17 protein-coding genes are annotated in these 26723 nt (G+C 66.5%); 3 read left to right on the top strand and 14 right to left on the bottom strand.

Translation table 11 applies throughout. The annotated features are described in order from the left end of the window. Positions 1–50 precede the first annotated feature (50 nt). The gene (locus AC1DXI_RS16070) at positions 51–1337 is read right to left on the bottom strand and encodes a GNAT family N-acetyltransferase (RefSeq protein WP_476939445.1); all 1287 of its coding nucleotides are present in this window, start codon (positions 1335–1337) and stop codon (positions 51–53) included. 63 nt (positions 1338–1400) lie between these two features. Beyond that, a complete protein-coding gene (polA, locus tag AC1DXI_RS16065) occupies positions 1401–4247 on the bottom strand; it encodes a DNA polymerase I (protein ID WP_476939444.1) in 2847 nt (948 codons plus the stop codon). A 19-nt stretch (positions 4248–4266) separates the two neighbouring features. Here polA and AC1DXI_RS16060 point away from each other — a divergent pair, with 19 nt between their 5' ends. Further along, entirely contained in the window at positions 4267–4731 is a 465-nt protein-coding gene (locus AC1DXI_RS16060) for a hotdog fold thioesterase (RefSeq protein WP_476939443.1), read from the top strand. 41 nt (positions 4732–4772) lie between these two features. Here AC1DXI_RS16060 and AC1DXI_RS16055 read toward each other — a convergent pair whose 3' ends face one another. From AC1DXI_RS16055 to AC1DXI_RS16025, 7 genes are all read right to left on the bottom strand, one after another. Then, positions 4773–5321 (bottom strand): dihydrofolate reductase family protein, encoded by a 549-nt coding sequence (locus AC1DXI_RS16055; RefSeq protein WP_018773022.1) that lies wholly within the window; start codon positions 5319–5321, stop codon positions 4773–4775. Between the two features lie 74 nt (positions 5322–5395). Next, entirely contained in the window at positions 5396–5617 is a 222-nt protein-coding gene (locus AC1DXI_RS16050; RefSeq protein WP_018773023.1) for a hypothetical protein, read from the bottom strand. After that, a complete protein-coding gene (locus tag AC1DXI_RS16045; RefSeq protein ID WP_476939442.1) occupies positions 5614–6819 on the bottom strand; it encodes an inorganic phosphate transporter in 1206 nt (401 codons plus the stop codon). The genes AC1DXI_RS16050 and AC1DXI_RS16045 overlap by 4 nt, the downstream gene beginning before the upstream one ends. Before the next feature lie 268 nt (positions 6820–7087). Next, a complete protein-coding gene (locus AC1DXI_RS16040) occupies positions 7088–7774 on the bottom strand; it encodes a hypothetical protein (RefSeq protein ID WP_476939441.1) in 687 nt (228 codons plus the stop codon). 104 nt (positions 7775–7878) lie between these two features. Then, on the bottom strand, positions 7879–8748 hold the full coding sequence (locus AC1DXI_RS16035; protein WP_476939440.1) for a universal stress protein: 870 nt from the start codon (positions 8746–8748) through the stop codon (positions 7879–7881). 33 nt (positions 8749–8781) lie between these two features. After that, the gene (locus AC1DXI_RS16030; protein ID WP_476939439.1) at positions 8782–10098 is read right to left on the bottom strand and encodes an erythromycin esterase family protein; all 1317 of its coding nucleotides are present in this window, start codon (positions 10096–10098) and stop codon (positions 8782–8784) included. Then, positions 10095–11477: an MBL fold metallo-hydrolase gene (locus tag AC1DXI_RS16025; RefSeq protein WP_476939438.1), complete on the bottom strand. Its 1383-nt coding sequence runs from the start codon at positions 11475–11477 to the stop codon at positions 10095–10097. Before AC1DXI_RS16025 ends, AC1DXI_RS16030 begins: the two co-directional genes overlap by 4 nt. Positions 11478–11812: 335 nt before the next feature. Here AC1DXI_RS16025 and AC1DXI_RS16020 point away from each other — a divergent pair, with 335 nt between their 5' ends. Beyond that, complete coding sequence (locus tag AC1DXI_RS16020) at positions 11813–13552, top strand: long-chain-fatty-acid--CoA ligase (RefSeq protein WP_476939437.1); 1740 nt, start codon at positions 11813–11815, stop codon at positions 13550–13552. 50 nt (positions 13553–13602) lie between these two features. Here the strand turns inward: AC1DXI_RS16020 and AC1DXI_RS16015 are convergent, their stop codons facing one another. From AC1DXI_RS16015 to AC1DXI_RS16005, 3 genes are all read right to left on the bottom strand, one after another. Continuing rightward, a complete protein-coding gene (locus tag AC1DXI_RS16015) occupies positions 13603–14478 on the bottom strand; it encodes a hypothetical protein (RefSeq protein ID WP_476939436.1) in 876 nt (291 codons plus the stop codon). Between the two features lies 1 nt (position 14479). Continuing rightward, complete coding sequence (locus tag AC1DXI_RS16010; RefSeq protein WP_476939435.1) at positions 14480–16039, bottom strand: multicopper oxidase family protein; 1560 nt, start codon at positions 16037–16039, stop codon at positions 14480–14482. A 160-nt stretch (positions 16040–16199) separates the two neighbouring features. Next, positions 16200–21578, bottom strand: a complete 5379-nt coding sequence (locus AC1DXI_RS16005; protein WP_476939434.1) for a peroxidase family protein — start codon at positions 21576–21578, stop codon at positions 16200–16202. A 581-nt stretch (positions 21579–22159) separates the two neighbouring features. On the opposite strand from AC1DXI_RS16005, the gene AC1DXI_RS16000 reads away from it, so the two are divergent. Next, positions 22160–24508 (top strand): FdhF/YdeP family oxidoreductase, encoded by a 2349-nt coding sequence (locus AC1DXI_RS16000; RefSeq protein ID WP_476939433.1) that lies wholly within the window; start codon positions 22160–22162, stop codon positions 24506–24508. Between the two features lie 443 nt (positions 24509–24951). Here AC1DXI_RS16000 and AC1DXI_RS15995 read toward each other — a convergent pair whose 3' ends face one another. Both AC1DXI_RS15995 and AC1DXI_RS15990 read right to left on the bottom strand, forming a co-directional pair. Beyond that, positions 24952–25104 (bottom strand): LPXTG cell wall anchor domain-containing protein, encoded by a 153-nt coding sequence (locus tag AC1DXI_RS15995; RefSeq protein WP_018773036.1) that lies wholly within the window; start codon positions 25102–25104, stop codon positions 24952–24954. 83 nt (positions 25105–25187) lie between these two features. Further along, positions 25188–26588 (bottom strand): MFS transporter, encoded by a 1401-nt coding sequence (locus AC1DXI_RS15990; protein ID WP_476939432.1) that lies wholly within the window; start codon positions 26586–26588, stop codon positions 25188–25190. Between the last annotated feature and the right edge of the window lie 135 nt (positions 26589–26723).

Here is a 26723-nt window from a genome sequence, read left to right as displayed (position 1 = left end):
GCGCACGGGAGTGTTCGCGTCGCCGGTGGCGCCGAAAGCGGGCGGGAGGCCTAGAAGTGCGTGAGGCAGTGCGGTGAACGTTCGACGGCGAACATGAGCCTCGCTGTCAGCGCCGCCCCGGCGGTGTGCTCGGTGATCCGGCCGGCAGCTTTCAGGGTCACGGGACAGACGGCGCCCAGGTAGATGGAGCCGAGGTCCGCGACGTCAAGGGACAGGTCCGGTTCAGTCTCCGGAGCCGGCGTCACCGTGGCCTCTCCCCCGCTGACCGTGAGAGCGAACGTACCGTCCGCGAAGCCGAGACTGTCCCTGATCGCGAGAACGACCGTCCCGTCGGCCGAGAAGCGCCGGGATCCCAGCACCCGGGCCGGGTCCAGGACCCGCAGCCACAGCATGTCACGGTGGTCCGAGGCCTCGACGCACCGCGGATCCTCAAGCGCCCAGGCCAGCGGGTCGTCCACCGGCGCATCCTGCCAGCTGATCCGGTCCACAAGGTCGATGCTGCCCAGGAACTGCCACAGTTCCAGATAGGCGGCGTCATTCGCGGCCACGAGGTCCACGATCTCCATGGTGTACGGCTTGGCGTCCCACCCGGAGAACTTATAGGACACGTACCCGTCCACGGTGCCGGCGGCGTCGTAGTGCAGGGCGCAGCGGATTGCCTCGTCCTCGCCGCCGTCGCGGCCGAGCATGCCCGAGGACCGCAGCCGGTACGCCTCCTGCCGCGAGATTGACCCGGGCATGGAAGCGTGGAGCCGCCCAAAGACCTGGGGGGCCAGATCCAGCAGGACTTTGCGGTCCGCAATCTCCACGGAGCCGGCGGGCGCATGGCGCAACCGGAAGCGCGGCCCGGTGTCGACCTTGATGCTGCGCTCGAAGGTGGCCACGCCGTAACCGAACCGGCCGTAGATCGAGGCCTCCGAGGCGGTCAGTGCCGCCAGCGCGACGCCGTCCGCCTTCGCCGCGGCGAGGTCCTCGGTCATCATCCGCCGCAGCAGTCCCTGCCGGCGGTGGGTCCCGCGCACCGTGACGGCCGTGACCAGCTGGGCCTCGAGCTGACGGCCGTAGCCGATGTTCAGGTCCTTGCGCAGGGTGGCGAAGGTCGCCACCGGGACGTCGGCCGCCAGCGAGTGCGCCGCGACGCCGTCGGCCTGGTAAACGCCGGTCATTTCACGGTTGTCCACGAGATACATGGCCATGATCTTGTCCACGAAGTCGTCTTTGCGCGGCTCGTCGTAGAAGCCGATCCCGACCCCGCGCAGCCACGCCGTGCCTTGCGCGTAGTCCGCCGAGTCCTTCGCGACCGCGCGGAACCGCCTGAGCTCGTACTTATCTGCCACGTACTTCTCCCCCTGAGAATCCTGCAAATCCTGAAGTCCCGGCGGCGCCGGAACCGGTAAGCGTTAGTGCCCCGCCTCGTACCAGCTGGAGCCGAGGCCGATCTGGACGTCCAGCGGAACGCTGAGGTCCGCGGCCGAGCCCATTTGCTCGGTCACCAGCTTCTCCACGGCCTCGCGCTCACCCGCGGCGACTTCGAGGACAAGTTCATCATGGACCTGCAGGAGCATGCGCGATTTCAGGCCCTGTGCCGCCAGTTCCGCGTGGACGCCCAGCATGGCGCGCTTGATGATGTCCGCCGCCGATCCCTGGATGGGAGAGTTCAGCGCGATGCGCTCCGCATTCTCGCGCAGCTGGCGGTCGGTGCTGGTCAGGTCCGGCAGGTAGCGCCGGCGTCCCTCGATGGTGGCGGTGTAGCCGTCGATCCGGGCCTGGTCCACCACGCCGCGGAGATAGTCGCGGACGGCCCCGAACCGGTCGAAGTAGTCCTTCATGAGGGTCCGCGCCTCGTCAACGGAGATCTCCAGCTGCTTGGACAACCCGAACGAGGTCAGACCGTATGCGAGGCCATAGGACATCGCCTTGACCTTGGACCGCATGGCGCTGGTCACCTGGTCGGTGGGCACATGGAAGATGTTCGAGCCCACGAACCGGTGGAGGTCTTCGCCGTCCTTGTAGGCCTGGATCAGGCCGGCGTCGCCCGAGAGGTGCGCCATGATGCGCATTTCGATCTGCGAGTAGTCCGCGGAGAGCAGGCACTCGTAGCCCTCGCTGACCACAAAGATGCCGCGGACGCGACGGCCTTCCTCGCTGCGGATCGGGATGTTCTGCAGGTTGGGGTTGTTGGAGGAGATCCGGCCCGTGGCTGCCACGTTCTGCGCGTAGGTGGTGTGGATCCGGCCGTCTTCCGTGACGGACTTCTTCAGCGACTCCAGCATCTGGCGCAGCTTCGACGACTCCCGGTGCGCCATGAGCTGGACCAGGAATTCGTGCCCGGTTTTCTCCAGCAGGTTTTTGAGCGAGGCGGCGTCGGTGGTGTAGCCGGACTTGATTTTCTTGGTCTTCGGCAGCTGGAGTTCGTCGAACAGCACGGTCTGGAGCTGCTTCGGCGAACCAAGGTTGACCTCATGGCCGATCGCGGCGAACGCCAGCTCCTGGGCGTTGTCGATCACCTTGGCGAGGTCCGACAGCTGCTCGTCCATGCGGGGCATGTCGATGGCGATTCCCGCGAGTTCCATATCGGCGAGCACGCGGCTGACGGGCAGTTCCAGCGTAGTGAGCAGGTCCTGGGCTTTGCGTTCCTTCAGTTCTGATTCGAAGAAGCGGCTCAAGGCCTGGACGACGGCGGCCACGTGGACCAGCGCGCCGGCACTGGCGGCGTCGTCGCCGTCGAACGCCAGCTCCAGCTGGCCCGCCTTGGCCGCCTCGGTCGAAACCGAGATGTTCAGGTGATGTTGCGCCAGCTCGGCGAGTTCATAGCTGCGGCGGTCAGGCTGGATGAGGTAGCCGGAGATGGAGGTGTCATCTACCACGCCCTCCAGTTCCAATCCGCGGGCGCTGAGGGCCTTCAGGGCAGCCTTGAACCCGTGCACCACCTTCGGTGCCTTGGCGTCACGCAGCCACGCTGCCAGGACGTTTTCGGCGGCAGCATCCTGGCTGGCCAGGTCGATGTAGACGGCGGAGTCGTCGCGGACGATCGCCACCGCGGCGGCGTCCTCGCCGATCCGGCCCGGCACGAGGTCGACCGCCACCGCGGAGCGCTTGCCGGCACCGGCCGCGAGGAACGCGCCGAGCTCGGCTGCGTCCGACGGGACCACGAAGTCGGGCGTTTCGAGGCTTTCCCGGTCGGATTCGGCAACTTCACTGCCGTAGAGGGCAAAGAGCCGGGTGCGGATGGTTTTGAATTCCAGGGCGTCGAACAGCTCCTCGAGGGCGGCCTGGTCCGGCCGAGGGTCCGCGAGCTCGTCCAGTGTCACCGGCAGGTCCAGGTCGGTGTGAAGCCTGTTGAGGCGCCGGTTGCGCTTGACGTCGTCAACGTATTCGCGCAGGGAGTCCCCCACTTTCCCGCCGATCGCGTCGAGGTTCTCCAGGACCCCCTCCAGGCCGCCGTAAAGGTTGATCCATTTTGCTGCCGTCTTGGGCCCGACGCCGGGAACGCCGGGGAGGTTGTCCGCGGACTCCCCCACCAGGGCGGCAAGGTCCGAGTACTGGGCCGGGCTGACGAAATACTTCTCCTGGATGGCGTCCGCGTCCATGCGGGGAATATCGCTGACACCCTTCCTGGGGTACAGGACAAAAACGTTGTCGGTGATGAGCTGGAAGGCGTCGCGGTCGCCTGAGACCAGCAGCACCTCGTAACCGGCTTTTTCCCCCATTGCGGCGAGAGTGGCCAGGATGTCGTCAGCTTCCCAACCGGGCATTTTGATGGTCTTGATGCCCCAGGCGCCCATGACCTTGTCGATGAGGTCGATCTGGCCGCTCATTTCCCGCGGGGTCTCGTTGCGTCCGCCCTTGTACTCGCTGTACTCGGCCTTGCGGTGCGTCGTGTCATCGGAGACGTCGAACGCGACCGCCACGTGGGTGGGCTTTTGCTCCTTGATCAGGTTGATCAGCATGGAGGTGAAGCCGTGGACGGCGTTCGTGTGCTGGCCCGTGGCGGTGGAGAACTTGTCCGCGGGCAGGGCGAAGAACGCCCGGAACGCCATGGAGTGTCCGTCGAGCACCAGTAGCCGCGGCTGGTCCGTGATCGGGATCACGGGGGCCTCGGTGGCGGAAACCGACGCCCCGGCCCGGCTGGATTTTCCGGCGGGCTTGGCCGCAACCACTGGATCCGGCTCAGTTGCCGGGAGGAGGTCTGCAGAAAGGGGGGCAGCAGGAAGAGGGGCGGTGGCCGGTTTGGTAGTTTCACTCACAGGTGCCAGCCTAGTTCCCATGATGGACAATTTCACGCCCGGCCCGTACGCAGCCGAGCTCGCGGCGGCCGGGGTTCCCGAGGAGATGCACGATTGGCTGGGCCGCTACGGCGTCGGAGCCCTCGTGGTGAAGATGGGCATCCGCTTCCTCGAGATGAGCCCGGAGCGCACCGTGGCCACCATGCCGGTGGAGGGCAATACCCAGGTGGCCGGCATTTTGCACGGCGGGGCCCACGTCGTCCTGGCCGAAACCCTGGGTTCGTTCGCCGCGGGCCTGCACGCCGGTCCCAACCGGCAGGCGCTGGGGATCGAGGTCGGGGCGACGCACCACCGGGCTATCTCCGAAGGCATCGTCACCGGCACCTGCACAGCCATCCACCTCGGCCGGACCCTCGCCACCCACGAGATCGTGATGACCGACGAGCACGGCCGGCGGCTCTCCACCGCCCGGATCACAAACCTTATCCGCGATATCGCGCGCTAGGGGAACGCACCGCCTGCGGTACCGGATCTGGCCGGATCCGGCTACGTCCGGCCCGGGAAGCGGTACCGCAACTCCACGATGCCCCGGCCCAAGGTGCGGGAAGACGTCAGCTCGAGCGGCGGCGTCGGGCCCGCCATGGGCAGCAACGGCTTGCCGCTGCCCAGGACCACGGGAATGACCGAGACAATGAGTTCGTCCAGCAGCCCGGCGTCCGCGAACTGCGCCGCGAGCACGCCTCCACCCACAACCCAGACGTTCCGGCCGCCGGCTGCGTCTTTGAGGTCGTCCACGAACTCGCCCACGGCCCCGCGAACGAACGTCACATCTGCGCCCTCCGGGGCGGAGTGTTCGTGGCGGGTGAAAACCCAGGAGGGTGTGCCCGGATACGGCCACGTGTCCGGTTCATGCTCCCGAAGCCACGCGTAGGTCTCGCCGCCCATGACAATGCAGCCGACGTCGGCCATGAACGCGTCATAGCTGTCCTGTCCGCCCTCAAAGCCGTCGAACTGCAGCAGCCAGGCCAGATTGTCGTCGGCCGTGGCGATAAACCCGTCGAGTGACGAGGCCACGAAGTACTGGAAGCTCACCATGGCCCCAGCCTAGCGAATCCGGTAACCGGTTTCCCATCCCCTTGACGCACCGGCTGCACGGCCGCGCGGACGCCCTACTTGTGGAAGTAAGGAATGATCAGGTAAAGCCCGTAGAGGATCGCACAGCCGCACACGGCGAAGCAGCCGTACGCGAGCGGCCGGGTCCACGACGGCGGCGAGTTCCGGATGTCGCCCGCGATGGCCGTAAGCCGGACACCCAGGGCGTAGAGGACGACGACCGTCACTGCGGAGACAAGCGTGGCACCTGCCACACTGAACAGTTCCAACCATTTCATCGCTGGACACCACCGTTCCTGATCGCCTTCGCGGCGGACTTCTTCTTACGGAATTGCACGGCCTGGCCGACTTCCTCGATCTGGACCGCGTTGTGGTGGCCGACATGGGATTTGCGCGAATGCACGAACATGTAGGCCACGGCGGCGGTGCCGGCGACGGCCGCGATGACCACTCCAACGACCCCGGTCTGCACGAGCATCGCTGTCAGTGCGCCCACGATTCCGGCTGCGGGGAGCGTGAACAGCCAGCCGATGGCAATCCGGCCGGCGGTTCCCCACCGCACGGTGGTGCCGCGGCGTCCCATTCCGGAGCCGATGACTGAGCCGGAGGCCACTTGTGTGGTGGACAGGGCGAAGCCCAGGTGCGAGGAGGCAAGGATAGCGGCGGCGGTGCTGGTCTCCGCGGAGAATCCCTGGGCGGGCTTCACTTCGGTGAGGCCTGAGCCCATGGTGCGGATGATCCGCCAGCCGCCGGCATAGGTGCCGATCGCGATGGCCAGGGCGCAGGCCGTGATGACCCACCACTGGGGGTCGGAACCCGCGGGTTGGGTGCCGGCCGAGATCAGGACCAGCGTGATGATGCCCATGGTCTTCTGGGCGTCGTTGGTGCCGTGCGCCAGCGCCACAAGGCTGGACGTGAAGACCTGCCCGGTCCGGAATCCGCCGCGCCTCTGCGTGAGTTTGTCACCCGTTTCCGGGTCGTGGCGGGAAGTCAGGGCGTAGGCCAGCCGCGTGCACAAGTAGGCGACGCCGCCGGCGATGATCGGGGCGAACACTGCGGGAAGAATGACCTTCTGCAGGAGCGACTCGAAGTTGATCGAGTGGATGCCGATGCCGGCGATCGCGGCGCCGATCAGGCCGCCGAAGAGGGCGTGGGAGGAACTGGACGGCAGGCCCTTGAGCCAGGTGATCATGTTCCAGAGGATGGCGCCCATCAGCCCGGCGAAGATGATGTCCGGGGTGATCTGGACACCGTCCGAGCCTTCCTTGATGATGCCGCCCGAGACGGTCTTGGCGACTTCAGTGGAGAGGAACGCTCCCACGAGGTTCAGCACCGCCGCGAGGGCAACTGCTGTTTTCGGTTTGATGGCGCCGGTCGCGATGGGGGTAGCCATGGCGTTCGCGGTGTCATGAAATCCGTTGGTGAAGTCGAAGAACAGCGCCAGCGATATCACTAGCGCCACCATTACGGTGATTTCCACCTGTTGCCCAATCTGCAGTGTCCATGGTCAGCCAGTTTCACGTCCCCGGTGCCGCATGGCCACCAGGTTCATCCGGGGTCGGTCCGATGAACTCACGATGGTCGCTTATGCAGCTTGAAACCTTATCGATGGTACGTGGGAATGCGGGCGGGGCAAAACGTGCCAGAAGACCCTAAATTCGGTCCGCGCGGGCGGCAGGGGCATTCGCCGTGGCGGTGCGATGCCGGTCACAGGGGGCACCGTGGGGCTCCGCCGGATGCGGCGCACCTTAGACGGCCCGGCGGGCGTCCGGCGCCGGACCGGCGTCGAGCATCGAAGCGATCCTGTCCTCCAGCGCCGCGAGCGTCGCCTCGGGCAGCACGATGAGCCCGTCGAGTTCCCGGCGGGCGCGCCGGTAGGCCGTCTGCCGCTCGGCGGGAGTCGCGGCCGCGTCCGATGCGATCCGCAGAAGTTTCCGTGCCGTCTCCAGCCGCTGGCGTTCGGGACCGGTGAACTTGCTGTCCCTGATCCGCTTGGCTTCCCGTTCGGCGACGTCGAATGCGAGTTCAAAGCTGGTCACGGCCGCCCGGTACTCCGCAAGCCGTGCGGCGGTCCTGACTTCTGCCGGGGCGGCGGGCCGCAGCCCGTCGGCCTCGCGCTTGGCCCGCAGGAAAGCCACGGTTAGCGGCTCCCGGACGTCAGTCATGACCGGATAGTCGATCAGCTTGCCCACGTCGAGTTCGTAGTCCAGCCAGCGCTTGTTGACGGTATCGTGCGCCTTCATGAGGGCCAGCACGTCGGCCTGGCTGGCCTGCTCTGCCTGCGCCGCCTGGTTCTTGAGCGTGTAAAGCTCCACCCGGCGGCGGTGCCGGCGTTCGGCGGCCTTGGACCAGGACCGCGCCCACCCGCCGGCCAGTCCGCTCAGGGGGAAGACGAGCCACCAAAAGTGAGTGACGAAATTGAAGAAGGGGTCCACGGCATCATCCTCCCATCCGTGGGCGACGCCGGAAAGCCCCCTCCAAAAGGGGGCCTTCCGGCCCGTTCCGGGTCCTGCCGGGCAACGGGTTGCCTGCCTGGCGGTCAGTCCCCGTGCTTGACCTTGTGCACCCGCGTGACGATGGTGGGGCACGGCACGTTTAGGAGCACTGCGTGTGCCGTGGAGCCGAGCACTGTCCGGGAGAACCCGCCACGTCCGCGGCTTCCGATCACCAACTCTCTGGCGCCGGCGGCGATATCCACGAGGGCCTTGGCCGGTTCGGTGTTCGTTTCCAGGCGCTGGTGGACCACCAGGTCGGGATATTTGTCGCCGAGCCCGGCGACCGACTCGGCGAGGACAATCCGGTCCTCTTCGACGATGCTCTCGGCGAGACCGCTGGTCGGCAGCTGCTTCTCGACCCACCGGGCAGGGCTCTTGAACGCGAGGACCACGGTGAGCTCGTCTCCACCCCGGTCAGCTTCTGCGGCCGCGAAAGCGACGGCCTGCAGCGACTCCTCGGAGCCGTCCACGCCGACCACAACGCCCTTTGCCCCGTCGGCAGGTTTCGCCGGCACGACCGCTACCGGGCATTCCGAGGCCGAGACAACCTGCAGGGCCCGGTCCGTCATGGGGCCGCCGCCCATCCAATGTTTGTCATGCCCGCCGACCACGATCATGGCGGCCTCCTTGGACACGTCCCGGAGCACCGAGCCGCCGCTGCCATGACGGAGCTGGATGTCCACCGTGACCTCCGGGGCCTGCTGCCGGGCGGCCGCCTCCGCGTCCCGAAGCAGTTCCATCCCCGATTCCCGGATGATCTCGTGGTACTGGAAATCCGGCGACATCCAGCGGTCGTCCACCGCGTGAACGACCGTGACCGGGAGCTTGTCCCGGGCGGCCCGTTCAAGGGCCCAGGCCAGGGCGGCATTGCTGCCCGCCGAGCCGTTGATGCCGACAATGATTGCTTTGCTCATGCTGGTTCCTGCTTTCCTGGAATGCACACCGGCCTAGTATCCGGTGGGCTCGGTCTCGAACTCCGGTTCTTGGGGCGGGCCTTCATGGTGAACCGGCCGCAGCGGTGCCGTTTGTTCCAGCCAGATGAGGGCATCGTAGCGCTCCCCCATTCGGGTCGGAACGTAGTTTCCGGCGTCCCTCTCCGGGTGGTAGACGACGCCGATCGCCCGGTGCCCGAGCCATGTCGAAAGCCATGGCCCGGTCCTGTCGTCGCCGAACTCCAGCACTGCGGGCACCCCCAGGGCCTGGTGCAGGAAGTCTTCGTGGCTGCCCGGGCGTGCTTCCGGCACCGCCAGGATGCGTTCGGGGCGGCCCCACCCGTCGGAGGCGATCACGGAGCCGCGATGGGCTGCGAAGCCGACCAGCAGCACCCCTTCGCCCGCGTGGCGTTCGCGCAGCAGCTGCCCGACGTTGACCAGGCCGTCCTGCGCCATGTCGGTGGCCCGGGCGTCGCCGATGTGCGTGTTGTGTTCCCAGATCAGGCCCTTCGACGCCGGCCCCAGGTGCCTGCTGACCCGGTCGATGGTGTCGGCCATATGGTGGTCGCGGACGTTCCAGGACTGCCGGTCGCCGCGGACCATGATGCGGTAGTAGTGTTCGGCGTTGGCCGCGACTTCAGCGTTCTGGACGGCGTCGAAGGCGTCCTCCTCATGGTGGCCGGGGCTGAAGGCCCGGTTCCTGACCTCGGTCAGGAGGGCCACGACGTCGGGCTCGCAGGACTGCGGAACAAGCCGCGTGCTCCAGGCATACTGGTGCGGGTCTTCGTGGTGGGGCAGGAAGCACTGCCAGGCGCGCTCGGCCGCGGGCACGGCGTCGGGAACGTTCTCCTGCAGCCAGCCAATGATTTCGCGCAGCGAATCCCAGAGCGAGTAGACATCCAGTCCGTAGAACCCGACACGCTTGTCCGGCGGCCTGGCCAGGTTCCAGCTGCGCAGCCAGTCCAGGAACGCCGCGACTTCCTCGTTGGCCCACATCCAGGTCGGCCAGCGTTCAAAGCCGGCCAGCAGCGCGTGGACGCCCTGGTCCTTCCCGTCCTGGCCGCGGACCCAGCGGTTGATGCGCCAGCAGTCGGGCCAGTCCCCTTCCACCCCAATCCAGTTGTAGCCTTCCTCCGCGATGAGCCTCCTGCTGAGCGTGTCACGCCAGGTGTAGAACTCGTGGGTGCCGTGGGAGGCCTCGCCGATGGCGACAAAACGGCAGTCGGCCGCGCGGCGCACGAGGCCGCTGAGGTCCCGATCGGTTTTCAGCGGCCGGGCGAGGTCGTGGATCTCCTTGAGCACGGTGGTGCGGGTGACGGCCCCGGGGATCATCGCGGATCCTCGATTTCGATCGTTTCCAGGTATTCGGGCACCCTGGCCCGCCACCCGAGTTCGCGTTTGATCCTGATACGCAGGGCGTCCGACGCGTCCGGGTCACCGTGCGTGATATAGGTCATGCGGGGCTCTATTTCTGCCGCCCTCATCCACGCGATGATGGCGTCGCCGTCGGCGTGCGCGGACAGGCTTTCCATCTGGATAACCTCGGCCCGCACCTTGACGTCCTCCCCGTAGATGCGCAGCTCGCGTTCACCGGCAGCCAGGGTGGCCCCCCGCGTGCCGCTGGCTTGGTAACCGCTGAGGATGATGGCGTTCTTCGGGTCGGGGCCGTATGCCGCGACGTGGTGCAGGATCCGTCCGCCAGTCAGCATGCCGCTGGCCGAGATGATGATCATGGGCCCGCCGCGCAGGTTCAGCAACTTGGATTCGTCCACTGTGCGGGTGAGTTTGGCCAGCTTGTACATGTCCACGTATTCCTCCCGCTTGAGCCGGTGTTCTTCGGGGTGGCGCTGGTACATTTCGGAGGCGTCGATGGCCATGGGGCTGTTCAGGTAGACCGGGATGCGGGGAATCGCGCCCTTGCGCAAGAGCCGGGACAGGTACAGCATGAGCGTTTCGGCCCGGCCGACGGCGAACGCGGCAAACATGATGACCCCACCGCGTTTCGCGACGCGGTTGATGATTTCTCCCAGTAGCTGCTCCGGATCCTCGGTGGAGTGTTTCCTGTTGCCGTAGGTTGATTCCGTCACCAGGATGCCGGTCTCGCCGAGCGGACGGGGTGGATACATGAACGGGTCATCGGCGCGGCCCAGGTCCCCGGTGAAGTGCACCGACTGAGAGCCAAGCCGGACGTGCACCTGGGCGGCCCCCAGGATGTGCCCGGCCGGCACAAACGTCAGCTCCATGCCACCGCCCAGATCGCGGGGAACGTCAAATTCGAGGATTTTGAATCTGTTAAGGGACGCAACGGCGTCCGCAGCCGTGTAGAGCGGCAGGGCGGGATCATGCGCGGATGACCCCCGATGCAAGGCGTACCGGGCCTCTTCCTCCTGCAGGTGGCCGCTGTCCGGCAGGATGAGTTTGCACAGGTCCGTGGTGCCGGCCGTGGCATACACGGGGCCGACGAACCCGTCCCTGACCAGAGCAGGGACATAACCGGTGTGGTCCAGGTGCGCGTGGGTCAGCACCACGGCGTCGATGGACCGCGGCGGCACCGGAAAGGGCGCCCGATTTCGCTCGCGGCTGCGCTTGTAGCCCTGGAAGAGTCCGCAGTCCACCAGCACGCGCCCGCCGCCGGCGTCGATCAGGTAGCGTGAACCGGTCACGGTGTCGGTGGCACCAAGGAAGTTCAGGCTCGGCTGCTGGTGCTTCATGGCGCTCCCGTGGACCTTTTACGTTGCGCAAACCCGTGAACTGCGCGAACCTGTGACCTGCACGAACCTGTGAACTGCGCAAACCTCTGAACTGCGCGGCCCAGAGAAATGCGCGGACCTGCGGCTCGCTGTGTACGCCCCAGCTTCCGCCCGGGCCTGCCAAGCGCCAAGGGCCAAAAGTCACCTCCGGGCCAGTGCCGCCCGCCGGAGCCCCTCCCCGCTGCGCGCGTCCGCACGGGGCCGCCCCGGTAGGATTTCCTGACGGGCCCGGCCGGGCCCGCGGCCGGGAGCCCGGCACAGCCCCGCACAGCGCAGCCCAGTGGCAAGGACACACCATGAGCACCACATCCGCAGGGGCCCGACGTCCCGACCGCCCCTGGACCCGCCACTACAGCCCCGGCGTTCCCGCCAGCCTCAAGCTCCCGGAAGGCTCCCTGGTCGACCTGATGGACTCGTCCGTCCGGCGCTACGGGAAGAAGACCGCGCTCGAATTCTTCGGGGCGCGTACCAGCTACCGCGACCTCGGCACCGCCATCAACAGGGCGGCCGCGGGCCTGAAGAAGCTCGGCGTCCAGGCCGGTGACCGGGTGGCACTCGTCCTGCCGAACTGCCCGCAACACATCGTCGCGTTCCACGCGGCACTGCGCCTGGGCGCCGTCGTCGTCGAACACAACCCCTTATATACGGACCGCGAGCTGCGCCACCAGTTCGAGGACCACGGCGCCACCGTCGCCATTGTCTGGGACAAGGCCGTGGACAAGGTCCGCCAACTGCCCGCCGACGTCGGGCTGCGAAGCATCGTCTCCGTCGAACTGATACCGTCGATGCCGCTGCTGCAACGGATCGCGCTGCGGCTCCCCGTACCGGCGGCCCGCGCGGCGCGCGCCGCCTTGGCCGCCGGCAAGCACCCGCCCCGGCCCGCGGCACAGCCGGCACCCCGGACCGTGCTGGCGTGGAAGGACCTTCTTGGCGCCGGCAACCTGAAGAAAAGGCATCCGCGCCCGGCCGCCGCCGACCTGGCCGTCATCCAATACACCAGCGGCACCACGGGCCGGCCCAAAGGCGCCATGCTGACCCATGCCAATCTGCAGGCCAACGCCGCGCAGGGCCGCGCCTGGGTGCCCGGGCTCAAGGACGGCCGGGAAACCGTGTACGCGGTGCTGCCCATGTTCCACGCCTATGGGCTGACGCTGTGCATGACGTTTGCCCTGAGCATCGGCGCGAAGCTGGTGCTGTTCCCCAAGTTCGACGTCGACCTTGTGCTGAAGGCGCACAAGAAATCGCCTGCCACGTTCCTGCCGGCGGTGCCGCCGATCTACGACCGCATCGCCGCAGCGGCCGCCGAGCGCGGTATTGCGCTGGACAGCATCCGCTTTTCCATCTCGGGGGCGATGAACCTGCCGACGGCGACGGTGGATACGTGGGAGAAGGCGACCGGGGGCTACCTGATCGAGGGCTACGGGCTGACGGAAACCTCGCCCATCGCCCTGGGCAACCCCTTCGGGCCCACACGGAAACCGGGAACCGTGGGGGTCCCGTTCCCCCTGACGGACATTCGTGTGGTTGACCCGCGGAACGTTCTCCTGGACCGTCCCCCGGGCGCCGAGGGCGAGCTCCTGATCCGGGGCCCGCAGGTTTTTGCCGGCTACTGGAACCGGCCGAAGGAGACGGAGGAAGCGCTGCTGGAAGGCGGCTGGTTCCGCACCGGTGACATTGTCTCGGTGGATAAGGATGATTTTGTGACCGTCCGGGACCGGATCAAGGAACTGATCATCACGGGGGGCTTCAACGTCTCCCCCACGGAAGTGGAAGACGTCCTCTCCGGATACGCCGGTGTCCGCGACGTGTGCGTGGTGGGACTGCCCCGCCCGGGCGGCGGCGAAGACGTGGTTGCCGCCGTCGTCCCGTGCGCGGGCACCGGCCTGGACCAGGAGGCGCTGCTGGCGTTTGCCCGGGAGAACCTGGCCGCCTACAAGGTGCCGCGCCGCGTTGCCGTGATGGACGAGCTGCCGCGTTCGCTGATCGGCAAGGTCCTGCGCCGCGAGATCCGGGACACCCTCGTGGCCGGCCGGTAGCGTTCCCCTTGCCCCCGGCCGGCCACTGGTGTGGTCAGTCCCCGGACTCCTCAGTGTCCTGAATCATCGGTGCCTGTGTCGTGACTGCCTGTGTCGTGACTGGCCGTGTCCTCAGGGGCGGCGGCTTCGTTGTGCCCTGGGTGATCCGCGCTGTCCTCGGCCGAGGGCTCCGGGGCCGGTTCCGGTTCGCGGGACAGGTCGACGCCCTCCCCGGTGGTCGAGCGGGGAGCCAGCGCCACGGTAGCCGGTTCCACCCCTGCGCCGCGGGCGATGCCGTTCCGCACGGATTCCACCAGCGCGTCGCTGAGCAGCGGTCCCGTGTAGCTGACTGTCAGGGTTCTGCCCTTCAGGGAGGTCGCGTAGTTGCCCAGCGCGTCCGAGAGAATGCCTTCCTCGGCTATGGCATGGGCCGAGGCTGCCGGATCGGCCGACTGTACCGTGAACTGGAGATCGTGGACCAGGACCGAGGCGGCATGGATGTGCTCCACGCCGGGGTTGCTCCCCTCCGGGCCGAAGGCCAGTTCGGCCAGCTTCTGCGCATCATCGCTGGTGCTTCCGGGCGGAAGCGCCAGGATGAGGTCCGGAGAAAGGTGCTCAAGGACCCCTGGTTCGAGCACATCCGGGGAGATGCCGGACAGGACGGTGCCCCCGGCGGTCGCGGCCCGCTCGAGCCGGGCGCGCAACGCGCCGAGGTCGGCGTCCGGGGCCGGGTGGACGGCGATGACGGCGCGGCGCCGCACCATCAGCCCGTCGTGGCTCACGGCCGGACGGCCGTTGCCGACGTCGGTCCCCGTCTCGAGTGAGACGGGCGCGGCGCTCGGCGCTGCCGTCGGCGAGGGTTGGGCCGGGGCCGGCGGCCCGCCCGTGCAGGCGCTCAGCGCCAGCACCAGCAGGGCCGCCGCGCCCACTTTCTCCACGCGGCCCATCTCAGGTCCCTGCGGGCAGTCCGGGCCGGTACACCGGCGGGAACGCGTCCAGAGCAGTGGTGTCCAGGGTCGGCGGGTCGGAAGTGATGGGGTCGTTGGTGCGGAGGTCGCCCACGGAGAACTGCACCATCATGTCGTGGTCCTCATGGACCAGGTTGTGGCAGTGGATCATGTACCGCCCTCCCCCGCCGGTACCTGTGTCGAACTGCATGAGGGCCGTGATGGACTCGTTCTCGCCGGCGTAGAAGACATCCTTGGGGCCCTTCTCCCAGGCAAACGGCAGGCCGCCGTTGGTGTTCCTCGCGATGATCTTGGCGTCAATGAGGTGGATGTGCACCGGATGGAACCAGCCCCCGGACGCGTTGATGATGGTCCATTGCTCGACGTCGAAGGGCTGGGGGTTGCCGAACAGCTTGGTGAACCCGGATTTCTCCACGTCGGCCCACGTGACGCCGTTGACGGTCCACTCTCCGTGGTCCCGGAAGAATCTCAGTTCGCGCTTCGCCTTCGCCATCGCCGGGGTGAGGCTCATGGTGGGGATGCCGCCCCTGGACGCGTTGACGGAGCCGCCGTCGTCCAGGGTTGCCGGGATGCTGGAAATGGAGCCGGCCCCGGACCCGGAGTCGGCCACGACCTGGAAGCGCATGATCTTGTTGGTGTTGGCGAAGTCGATGTTGTTCTTGTTGCTGAGGTTCCGCAGCTCGATCAGCTGGCCGGTCCGGTATTTCCGGAAGTCGATCAGCACCTCATAGCGTTCCGCTGTGCCCTGCCGCCAGGATTTCACGGCCTGCACCTTGGGCGTCATGCCGGCGTCGGTGCCCACCACGTAGATGGGATCTCCGGTGGACAGGGTGGGCCGGTAGGACCGCGAAATCGAGGCGTCTAGCACCCGGAAGCGGTAGATCCGGGGCTTGACCTTCATGGTGGGCCACGGCACGCCGTTGACCATGATGATGTCGCCCCAGAGGCCCTTCTGGTCGTTGTCGTTGTAGGCGAGCGAGCCGTCGGCGTTGAACATCGCGTCCGAGATCATGAGCGGTACGTCGAATTCGCCCTGCGGCAGTTGGGCACGCTCAAACTTGTCGGACAGTGGATAGAAGGCCGCGAGCCCCGAATACACATTCTGGGCGGTGATGTGGTGCTTATGGTCGTGGTACCAGAGGGTCCGAGCCGTCTGAAAGTTGGGGTACCGGTAGTTCTTGACGTTTCCCGGGACGGTGATGTCGTTGGCATAGCCGTCGTACTGAGGCAGCGACGCTGAGCCGTGCAGGTGGGTGACGGTATCAAAGCGGGCGGGCTGAACCAGCCCGGCGGCGGGCAGCGCGTTGCGGATCCGCACCTCGGTCCGGGTGCCCTGGGTGGCCCGGATGGTGGGGCCGGGGACGATGCCGTTGTAGCCCGCGACCGTGGTGTTCAGTCCGGGCACGAACTGAACCTGGCCGAGCTTCTGGGTCAGGGCGTAGCGGGCGAACGGACGGGCCGGGTCGCCGCCGTCGAAACCCGTCTGAAAGGGGACGAGTTCAGGAGGGCGGCGGAAGACGCCCGCATAGGGAACAGGCATGTTCTCGGGTGCAAGCTGGCTGGCGGTGATGACCGGTGTGCTCGGCCCAGTGGCGGGGATGTCGTCATCGCCGCCACTGAGTCCGGCAAGGCCGAGGGCGCCGACAGCGCCCAGTTTGAAGACCGTAGCGGCCCCGCCMGCCGGCGTTCCCAGACTGCTGCTACACGCCCGTTCCCGTGGTGAACAACCAGACCCGGGTTGTCAGAGGATTACCGGCCAGGTCGCGGACGCCAGTGGTGCCACCGGTGATGGTGACCCGGTACTGGGTGTTCGCGAGGAGGCTGGTTCCGGGGTTGATCGTCAGCACGCTGGTTGTGGTGTTGAACGTGAGGGCCGAAGTGACCGCTGCTCCGGTGGAGACGCGTTCTATCCGGACATTGCCGCCAACTGCGAAGCCGGTAATGGCCTCACTGAACGTGGCGGTCACGTCGCTGTTGCGCAGCACACCTGTGGCTCCCGAGAGGGGAGTCGTGGCGGTGATGGTCGGGTTCGGGCCCGTGGTGAACGACCACGTGTTTGTCGCCATCGTGTTACCCGCAAGGTCACGGATCCCCGAAAGCGTGGCCGTATAGACTTCGTCCGCCGTCAGCGTGACGCTCGGGTTGAGAGTCGCAACCCGGGTGAGCACATTGTAGGCCACGGCGGCCGGGATCACCGTGGTGCCGAGCCGCAGCTGGAACGTGGTTCCGCTGACTCCCGTCACCGCCTCGCTGAACGTTGCCGTCAGGTTCGCCGTCTGGCTTGCGGAGAAGGCACCGGATGCCGGTGTCCGCGCGGTCACGGTGGGAGCCACGAATTCCGTCCGCGGTGTCACCGCTGCCGTGCGGGCCGAGAATCCGCCTCTACCCACTGCGTTGACGGCTGCGACGTCGAACGTGTACGCCGTCCCGTTGGTGAGGCCCGTCACGACGACGGTTCCGACGTTTCCGGTGACTGCCTGTGTCCGGACCCCCACGGTGCCGGCGAAGACCCGCACCGAGTATCCCGTGATGGCGGATCCGCCGTTGGATACCGGTGCGGTCCAGGTCAGGGTCACCGAGGCATTCCCTGCCGTGGTCGTCCCGATGGTGGGCGCTCCCGGTACGGTCGCCGTCGTCGGGCTCACTGTGTTGGAGAGTGCCGAGAACGGGCTGTCACCGAGGGCGTTGCTGGCCAGCACCTGGAACCGGTACTGGGATCCGTTCGTCAGGCCCGTCACCACCAGGCTGGTGGCGCCTGCCGGAGCGGTGCGCAGGGCACCGACCTGGACGCCGGCCGGGTCCGTCGTCACGTCGAGCACCTTCACGGAGAAGGAGTCGGCAATGCCGGTGGTCGGAGCTGTCCAGCGCACCGTTGCCTGCCCGGCGCCGGCGGTTGCCGTGCCGATGACCGGGGCGTTAGGCAGAACGGTATCGGAGAACTGCAGGAACTCGATGTTGCGGATCGTGTCCGTGCCGTCGATGCCGACGTTGTCCACCACCGTGGTGGTCGAGCCAGCCGAACCGATGGTGCCCGTGCCGCCTGTCGTGGTGATGGTGTAGTTGGCCCGCGGCCCGGTGAAGATCGCGACGTCCCGGTTGCCCGCTGTTTCGAGGGCGGTGGGGGTCACGATTTCGCGGACAGCCACCAGGTTCCCCGGGTCGACGACGCCGGCCGCTACTGCGGCCGCCAGGGTCTGCGGGTTACCCGTCTGGTACGGGCGCTCCATGAGGTCGGTGGTCCCGATCTCTGTGCCTGCGTTGTCCCGCACGCTGATGCGGATCTTCAGGGACCGGTCGCCGTCGAGCACGTCGTTGCCGCCGCGACCTTCGAGCTTGTCGCTGCCAAGGCCGCCGATGATGATGTTGCCATCACCCCAGACCGGACCGGTCAGCGGGCAGACGCCCATCGGTGAGAGTGCTTCCACGGGTGCAAGCGGGGTTGTCGGCGCCGGGAGGATGGCTGCCAGGCCGGCGATCCGGTTGATGCCCGTCTGGTCGAGGACGTCGCAGCCGCTGAAGCCGGCACCACCTACGGTGCTGGGCACTTCGTCGTCACCTCGGATCACGTCGTCAAACCTGGAGCCCGAGTTGGCCTCCACTTCCTGCCAGCGGTCGCGGTTGACCACGACCGGCAGCGGAACACCAACGAGGTTGTTGTTGATCTTCATGTCGTCGTCGGCAGGCACGGTGTCGTACTGGTGCGAGGCCCAGTCGAAACCTGCCGAGCCGGCATACCTGTCGATCGCCGCATTGCTCGTCATGATGTCGTCGCCACCTTCGGCGTCGTAGTCGTTCTCGCCAACCTGTCCGACGAAGATGTCGTTTCCGGGCTTCGTCTGGGCCGGGTCGTCGAAGAACGGTGCGCCGTGGTCGCCGATCAGCAGGTCCTGGCCGGAACCGCCTTGGATCCAGTCGTCGCCGCCGTCACCAAACGTCGCATCGGCACCGTCACCGGACTGCACGAAGTCATTTCCTTCGCCGGCAAAGGTTTCGTTGTCGTTGGCGCCGCCGTTGGTGAAGTCCTGGCCGTCGCCGCCCATGTTGATGTCGTCACCGATACCGGAGTTGAGGTAGTCGTTACCCGGACCGCCCTTGAGCACGTCGGCCCCCGAGAGATCGGTGATCCTGTCGTTGCCCGTGCCGCCGAGTGCGATGTCGTCGCCGCCCTGGCCTTCAATGACGTCGTTGCCCTCGTTGCCGAGGAAGGTGTCGTTGTCGTTGCCGCCGGTGACCCGGTCAGCGTTGGCGGTGCCGTTGTAGACCGACTGGCCGTTGATGCCGCTCGGATCGACCGTGTTCTTCTCCATGTACTGGATGGTGCCGTCCGGCTTGCGCAGCAGCAGCAGGTTCTCCTGGCACTCGCTGGCCGGGTCATCGGCGACGGTGGCCCCCGATGCCGTGTAGCCCGCCGGGGTGCCGGCCAGGTTGCCCAGCTGGAACTTGCAGTCGGCGGTGCCGAACGCATCGGCCTTGAGCGAGTGCGCGTTGGTGTTGCGCATGATCATCTCGGCAAAGGAGTTGCTCTCCAGCTGCGCCCGCAGGTTCATGCCCGGTGTGCGCAGCAGGTAGTAGAACCGGTCGCCGTTCTGCAGGTCGGTCAGCTGGTTCTCGAACACGTAGTTGAACGTGCTGCCCAGGAGGCCGCCGAAGAGGTTGGTCTTCTCAGCGAGGCCACCAACCCAGAGGTCGACCTTGTTCAGGCCGGTTTCCTGCGTCGCCCACGGACCGGCACTGTTCATGAAGTCCGTCATGTCAGCCGTGGGAGGGGTTGCCAGGGTGCCGGGATCAACGATTGCCTTGGCCGCTGCCCGCTTGCCTGCCAGCGTGGTTTCGCTGGTGATGCTCGGGTAGGTGCCGTAGGCGGCTACAAAGTTGATCAGCGATTCCGGGTGCTTGAGGTTCTGCCCGAAATCCGCCCAGCTCGTATACGGAGCCAGTTGGGCGTCGCCCGTTTCGTTGTTGATCTGGCGCCGCAGCTCGTTTAGCGGCGGAACGCCTTCGGAACGTGCACGCGTCATGTTGATCGTCGCCAGGTCCAGGGGAAGACCCAGCAGGTTGTTACGCAGGGTGCCTGTCACGAACTCGTCGAGTTCGTTGCCGACCTGGTCGCTCATGCCCATGACGATGCTCCCGGCGGCCTCTTCCGAGGTCAGGGACCCCGCCGATCCGCCGTTGGTGTACTCGGGCGGGTTCAGGAAGCCATTCAGCAGGGAAATGGAGTTGTCGGTGCCGTCCGCGTTGGTCCTTGCGATCGTCTCGGTGAGCATCGAGTGCCCGAACCGGTAGACCGCGTGGGCGAACTCTGCCCTCACGGCCGCGTTGATGTCCGTGTGGTAGACGTGGAACGGCTGGACCGCAGGCTGGACCTTACGGGCGAACTCCTCGAAGACCAGGTGCTGGTATTCCATTTCCGTGACGAACCGTGCGGCCTGGAACAGGCGTTCGCCGTTCCAGCCGTTGGCACCGGCGGCCAGCTTCCACTCCGCCAGCGCGGCGACGCCGGTGGCCGAAGTGTCGTTGGTCAGGGTGTTCTCGATGTCCGCGACGAGCCGGTCATGCTCGGAGTGGAACACCTGGTGGATCGTGGTCAGGCCGATGTTTTCGTTGACGCGGCCGTCACCGGCACAGAAGTGCGCGTTGAGCATTTCGTCGTCGTACGTCCCGGCGGGCTGGTTCGCAAAATCTGCGGAGGCCGTGTTGTCGGTGTCCGGGGTGGGCGCGACGGGCGGCGTGGCAGGGTTGTGGTCCGCGTCCTGCGGCGACGGGTCGGCGTTGTGCGCGATGTCGGTCAGGAACGGGGTGTCGAAGTGCCGCACGTTTGCCGGCACCGGGACAGGATTTGCCGTGTCGCCCTCAACGAGTCCGGTCAGCGTGACGTATTGCGGCAGGCCCCGGGCGGGGCCGGGAATGAACTTGCCGTACGGGTCAGCTGCGATCATCGGGATGTTGGTGACATCCCTGTCCTCAAGCTTGAGGCCAAGGAAAATTGCTGCCTGCGACTTGACGTCCGCCCACGTGGCCATGCCGCCGGCTGTGGGGCCGGCAGGACCGCCGAGGAGCTTGCCGGTTGAAACCGGCCTGCCGGCGGCGTTGTTGATGTATTCCCGCAGGAACACCTGGTGCGAGGGGTGGGATGTGTAGGTCTGGGACTGGTCCACGTAGGGCGAGTCCGTGTTGGCGGCTTCCTGGACGTCGTCCGCGGTACCGAGGATGCCGTCGTTGCCCGGCTGGTTCTGGGCCCGGGTGAGGACCATGAACGCGTTCGGGCTGTTGGGGTCCACTTCGTCTCCCGTATTGGCCCTGCCATCAGGGCCCACGGTGATCAGGGGGTCGTCGGCCTTGAGCGGCACGAAGACCGTTCCGCCGCCCTTGACCGTCTGATCCACACCGTGGTCGAAGAACTGACCAAACAGGGTGAACAGGGAGTTGTACGGCGGGGAGAGTCCGACGTCGGTGGTGACGTTGGGGATGAACAGCGTGTCACCCGTGGGGACGCAGCCGGCCGGCACAGCCTCGACCGGCGGAGACGCCAAGGGGTCAGGATCAGTGGTGCAGGGGAACAGCCCGGGGTTGCCCTGGGTCCGGACCGGGAACCCGGCAGCAGCCACGGCGGCTGGATTGGTGGATGTCTGGTCCACGACCAGATTGCTGATCTGGCGGGGCTGGGAGTCGAACACATTGCCCGACTTCTGTGCGTAGGAGGACGTGCCGGCAGGGCCGAACCCGGCGGGGACAGCGTCGGCGGTGCTAAACGACGGCGTCGCGTGGCGCGGGAAAAGCTGATCGGCGGCCCCAAACGTTTCGCGGCCCTTGATCAGGTTGTTGCAGGAGCCGTCAACCGTACGGAGGCCATAGGAGGTGAGGGCATCGGGAACTTGGTTGGGACCCGGCCCGACCAGCGCCCCGCAAGGGCCGGTGGCCGACGTCGTGTTGGCGACGTGCGCCTCGGCGATCTTGATCTGCTTGAGGATGTAGGCCAGGTCGGCCGCGGTGACGGTGAAGCCTGCGCCGACGGGTGCCGGCGCGGCGCTGGCGCCAAGCGCCGTTGTGGTGAGTCCCATGAAACTAATCAGGGTCATCGCTGTCCCTGCGGCTACTGCGCGGGTCGGCCGGCCAAAGGCACGTCTTTGGCCCTCGACCTTCCTGCATGCGAACAAATTCATTGCACACCTGCCTCTTCGAGTGAGTGATGGTGCAAGAGTGCTGGGTGATTCCTTGGAGAAAGCTGGGACTGGCCAGTAGCTTGCGATCCGGACCGCAGTCCGGGGATTTCCGGTGTTTCCGTCCACTTGGTTCACCCGCCGTAGGTACGCGCGCCGACGGGCTGGCCTACTCGCTCGGAGGTCGACGGAGACCAACCAGCCCGCGCGGGGAGTACTGCTCCGAAGGGGCGGCCGCGGATAACAGACAGGTAACGGCTACTTCTGCAGGACCTGACTTTTGGCGGCCGGCTACCTGAGGCCGGCGCACAGCAGATCCCCAGCTTGCGCCAAGGTGGTGCTGCTATGGGCGGCGCGCCCAGGTCCCGGACGGTGCACGGACGGGTGCGGGCCAATTGCTTGCGGCGCTCCGACCAAGCTGATAGGCCTGACGGTAAGGTGCAGAGTGGCAGATCAGCACGCCGTCCCGTCCGGGTGGTGGTTGCAGAAGGGAAAATCACGTGACACGCAAGACTCCTCACATCGAGGAACCGTCCGAGCAGGATCTCGTCGTCGGCGACGGGCCGAAGAGCTGGGCCGCCGGTGTCCCGGGCGTGTACCACTCCATGAAGCCGGCCATCGAACAGATGGGACTGAACCGGACCCGCAAGACCGTCATGGCGATGAACCAGAAGGACGGCTTCGACTGCCCGAGCTGCGCGTGGCCGGATCCGCACCACCGCAAGGCGTTCGAGTTCTGCGAAAACGGGGCCAAGGCGGTGACCTGGGAGGCGACCCCGGTGGTGGTTCCCGAAACTTTCTGGGCCGAGAATTCGGTCAGCGACCTGCGCAGCCAGACCGAGTACTGGCTTGGCATGCAGGGCCGGCTGACCGAACCGGTGTACAAAGCCGCCGGCGAGGACCACTACAAGGCGGTCAGCTGGGACGAGGCGCTCCGGCTCGTGGCCGACAAGCTCAAGGGCCTGGACTCCCCCGACCAGGCGGCGTTCTACACCAGCGGCCGGACCTCGAACGAGGCTGCCTTCCTCTACCAGCTGATGGTCCGCGGCTACGGCACCAACAACCTGCCGGACTGCTCCAATATGTGCCACGAATCCTCCGGCTGGGCCATGGGCCAGACCATCGGCATCGGCAAGGCGACCGTCAGCTTCGATGACTACGCCCGGGCCGACCTGATCATCATCATGGGCCAGAATCCCGGCACCAACCACCCCCGGATGATGACCGAACTCGAGGCGTGCAAGCGCAACGGCGGCGAGATCGTGGCCGTCAATCCCCTCCCCGAAGCCGGCCTGCGCCGGTACAAGAACCCGCAGCAGGTCAACGGCGTCATCGGTCACGGCGTCCAGATCGCGGACCAGTTCCTCCAGATCCGGATCGGCGGCGACATGGCGCTGCTGCAGGCCGTGTCCAAGCGCGTGCTCGACGCCGAGGCCAAGAACCCCGGGACAGTCCTGGACCACGCCTTCCTGGCCGAACACTGCGAGGGATTCGAGGAGCTCAAGGAGCACCTCGCCGGGCTGGATGAGCGCACGGTGCTCGAGGCCACGGGCCTGCGCAGCGAGGACATCGACGAGCTCGCCGCCCGCTACCTCAAGGCCGAGAAAGTCATCATCACCTGGGCCATGGGCATCACGCAGCAGAAGAAGGGTGTTGCCACCATCAAGGAGATCATCAACCTCCTGCTGCTGCGCGGCAACATCGGCAAGCCCGGCGCCGGAGCCTCCCCCATCCGCGGGCACAGCAACGTGCAGGGCGACCGGACCATGGGCATCTGGGAGCAGATGCCGCAGTCCTTCATGGAGGCCCTCGGCGAGGAGTTCGACTTCGAGCCGCCCCGCGAACACGGCGCGGACGCCGTCGAGACCATCAACATGATGCGTGCGGGCGAGATCAAGGTATTCGTCGCCCTGGGCGGCAACCTGGTGGGTGCCATCTCGGACACGAACGCCGCCGAGGCTGCCATGCAAAACACGGAGATGACGGTCCAGATCTCGACCAAGCTGAACCGCTCGCATACTGTGACGGGCCGCGAGGCCCTGATCCTCCCTACGATGGGCCGCACCGAGATCGACATCCAGGAATCCGGTCCGCAGTTCGTTTCGGTGGAGGACACCGTCTGCGCCGTGCACCCGTCCTGGGGCAGCGTCGAACCGGTGTCCCATCATCTGCTCTCGGAGCCGGCCATCGTGAGCCGGCTGGGCAAACTCCTGGTGGGCGACAAGATCAGGGCCGACTGGGACGGCTATGAGAAGAACTACGACCTCATCCGGGATCACATTTCGCACGTGGTGGGCGGCTGCAAGGACTATAACCAACGGATCCGGCAGGAAGGCGGGTTTGTCCTCGCCCACGGTCCCCGCGACTCCCGCACCTTCCCCACGCCAACCGGCAAGGCCGTGTTGACAGTCAATGACCTTGAACTTGTCGAACGGCCGGAGGGAACCCTGATCCTGCAGAGCATGCGCTCCCACGACCAGTTCAACACGACCATCTACTCGCACAACGACCGCTACCGGGGCATCAAGAAGGGCCGCCATGTGGTGTTCGTCAACCCTGACGACATCGTCGAACTCGGCCTTGCGGACGGTCAGTACGTGGACGTCCGCGGCGTGTACGACGACGGTGAGGAACGCGTGGTGCGCAAGTTCCGTGTGGTGTCCTATCCCACGGCACGCGGTTGCGCTGCTGCCTATTACCCCGAAGCCAACGTGCTGGTGCCGCTGAACCACACGGCCGAGGGCAGCAACACGCCAGTCTCGAAGGCAGTCATCGTCCGGCTCGAACCGAGCCTGGACCAGACGCCCGACGCCGCGGCAACAGCCCCTGCCCGGGTGGCCTCACCCTAGTCACCCGGCAGAGTCACCCGCCAGCCGGGGCCGGGCCGGTCCGAACCACCGGACATGCCCCGCCCCGGCTCCGGCGAGTGGACATAAAACCAACATGCCCATCTCCACGATGGGCGTCAGTACCAACCACAGCCCCAGCTCCGCGGCGTGCCGGGCCATTCTGGCGACGACGACGGCGCGGCAGCCAGTACGGCGCCCGTCTCCGCATGATCCGGCAACTTGAGCGTGAGAGCGGAACGCCTCATGCTGACGGAGCCGGACCCGCCCCGACCAGTGCAGGACCATCGTCAGGGTCTCGCCGGCGCGGAGCGTGATGGCTGCGGAGAGCCCGCGCCCGTCGGGGCGGCCACCCCCGAGTTGGCTCATTGATGCCGCGAATTTCACGAAAACGGCGGCCGGTCCTGAAGGGGACCGGCCGCCGCCGAATGGATATCAGGGTTGCATCAGGCCTTGGCCTTTCGCTTCACCCAGCCCCATACAGCCGTGGCCACCAGGAGCACCAGGCCGATGATGGCCAACCAGAGCAGGCCCTTCACGGCGAAGCCAAGGATCGAAAGAACAAGCCAAATGATAAGCAGTGTGATTATTAGTCCCATACCGAAAGCCTATGCCACCCGTGTGGCCGTGGTGGCGCAACGACGCTCCGGCCACCGGACACAAGCTCTGAACGCGGCCCGTCCTATGGGCCAGGTTTGAAAATACGACGGCTCCCGCTGCTTTGGGATGGGACCTTCTGCCTTGCCCGGAGTGCGGGCCGCTTAGGCGGGTTCTGGATACCGACGGCGGAAACTATGCCCCCGAGTATCAACAACACCGCCGTCACCGCCACCATCCGGTGAAATCCATCGAGCTCAAGTTCGCCGTCCACGACCAGGCCTACCAGCGCGATGCCGATCAGACCGGCTACCCTGCTGACGGCGTTATTCACTGCCGAGCCGATGCCGGCCTGTTGTTCCGAAACCGAACCGAGAATGGCGGCGGTCAGTGGTGCGACAGTCGCCGAGAGCCCGACGGCGAACAGGAGGATCCCAGGCATCAGCTGGGTCCAATAGTTGACCGGGATTTCAGTCGCGAGCATCAGGAGGTAGCCGCCGCCGGCGAGAGCAGGTCCGAAGGCCATGAACCACCTCGGTCCGAACCGCCCGGCCAGTGAACCAAACCATGACGCCAGGAGGATGTTGACGATGCTGACCGGAAGCAGTACCAGCGCGGCCATCGTCGCCGGAAACCCTGCGACCTGCTGCAGGAAAAGAACGATGATGAATCCCCCGATCGACAATGCGGCGTAGACAAATGCCGTAGCCACATTGCCGACGGCAAAGTTTCGGACGGAGAAGAGGCTGAGGGGCAAGAGCGGCTGATGCGCCATCCTTTCCCGCCAAATGAATCCGGCGAGGCACAGGATGCCGAGGGTGAGGGGCATCAGAATGAGCGGACTCCCCCAGCCATAGTTGCCTTGTTCGATCAACGCGTAGACCGGCCCCGCCAACCCCAGCACACAGAGCACCGCACCCAGGTAGTCGATCCGCACGCCCTTCTTGCGAACATCCTTGGCCCGCAGCACGGCTAGCAAGTACAAAGTCACGGCAATGGGCAGGACGTTGATTCCGAAGATCCAGCGCCAGCCCACCGAATCTACGAGCACTCCGCCGAGCAGGGGTCCGGCGATGAAAGCCACGGTTGTACCAGCTGTCCACTGGCCGATTGCCTTCGCCCGGGGCGCTTCGTCGAAGTTTGATGTGATCAGGGCCAGGGAACTGGGCACCAGCAAGGCGCCCGCGACGCCTTGAAGCGCCCTGGCCAGGACCAGCCAGTCCGCTGTGGGTGCCAGCGCACACATCACTGACGTCGCGCCGAACCCGATCAGGCCTGCGCGGAGAACGACAACCCGGCCCAGCAAATCAGAGAGCGAACCGGCGACCAGGATCAGTGACCCCAGGGTAATCAGGTAGGCATCGACAACCCATTGCTGCGTCGTCAGTCCGCCGCCCAGTTCACGGGAAATGGCCGGCAGCGCTACGTTGATGACGCTGCCGTCGAGAAACGACACAAAGGAGGCGAGAATCGCGATCCACAGCACGAGCCTCTGCGTACGCGCCGACGGTAAGGAACCCACCCCTCAAGCTAACACCCGCACCCCCTCCGACAGTCTCACCGGGAAGGATGGATAGCCCTCCTGGGCCACGCTGTGCGCTGAGCTGGGCCTAACGAGGTA

The organism is Arthrobacter sp. P1_H7, from assembly GCF_056405215.1.
Note: the sequence above shows the minus strand (reverse complement) of the source record. Positions and strands in the feature narration are given on the sequence as shown.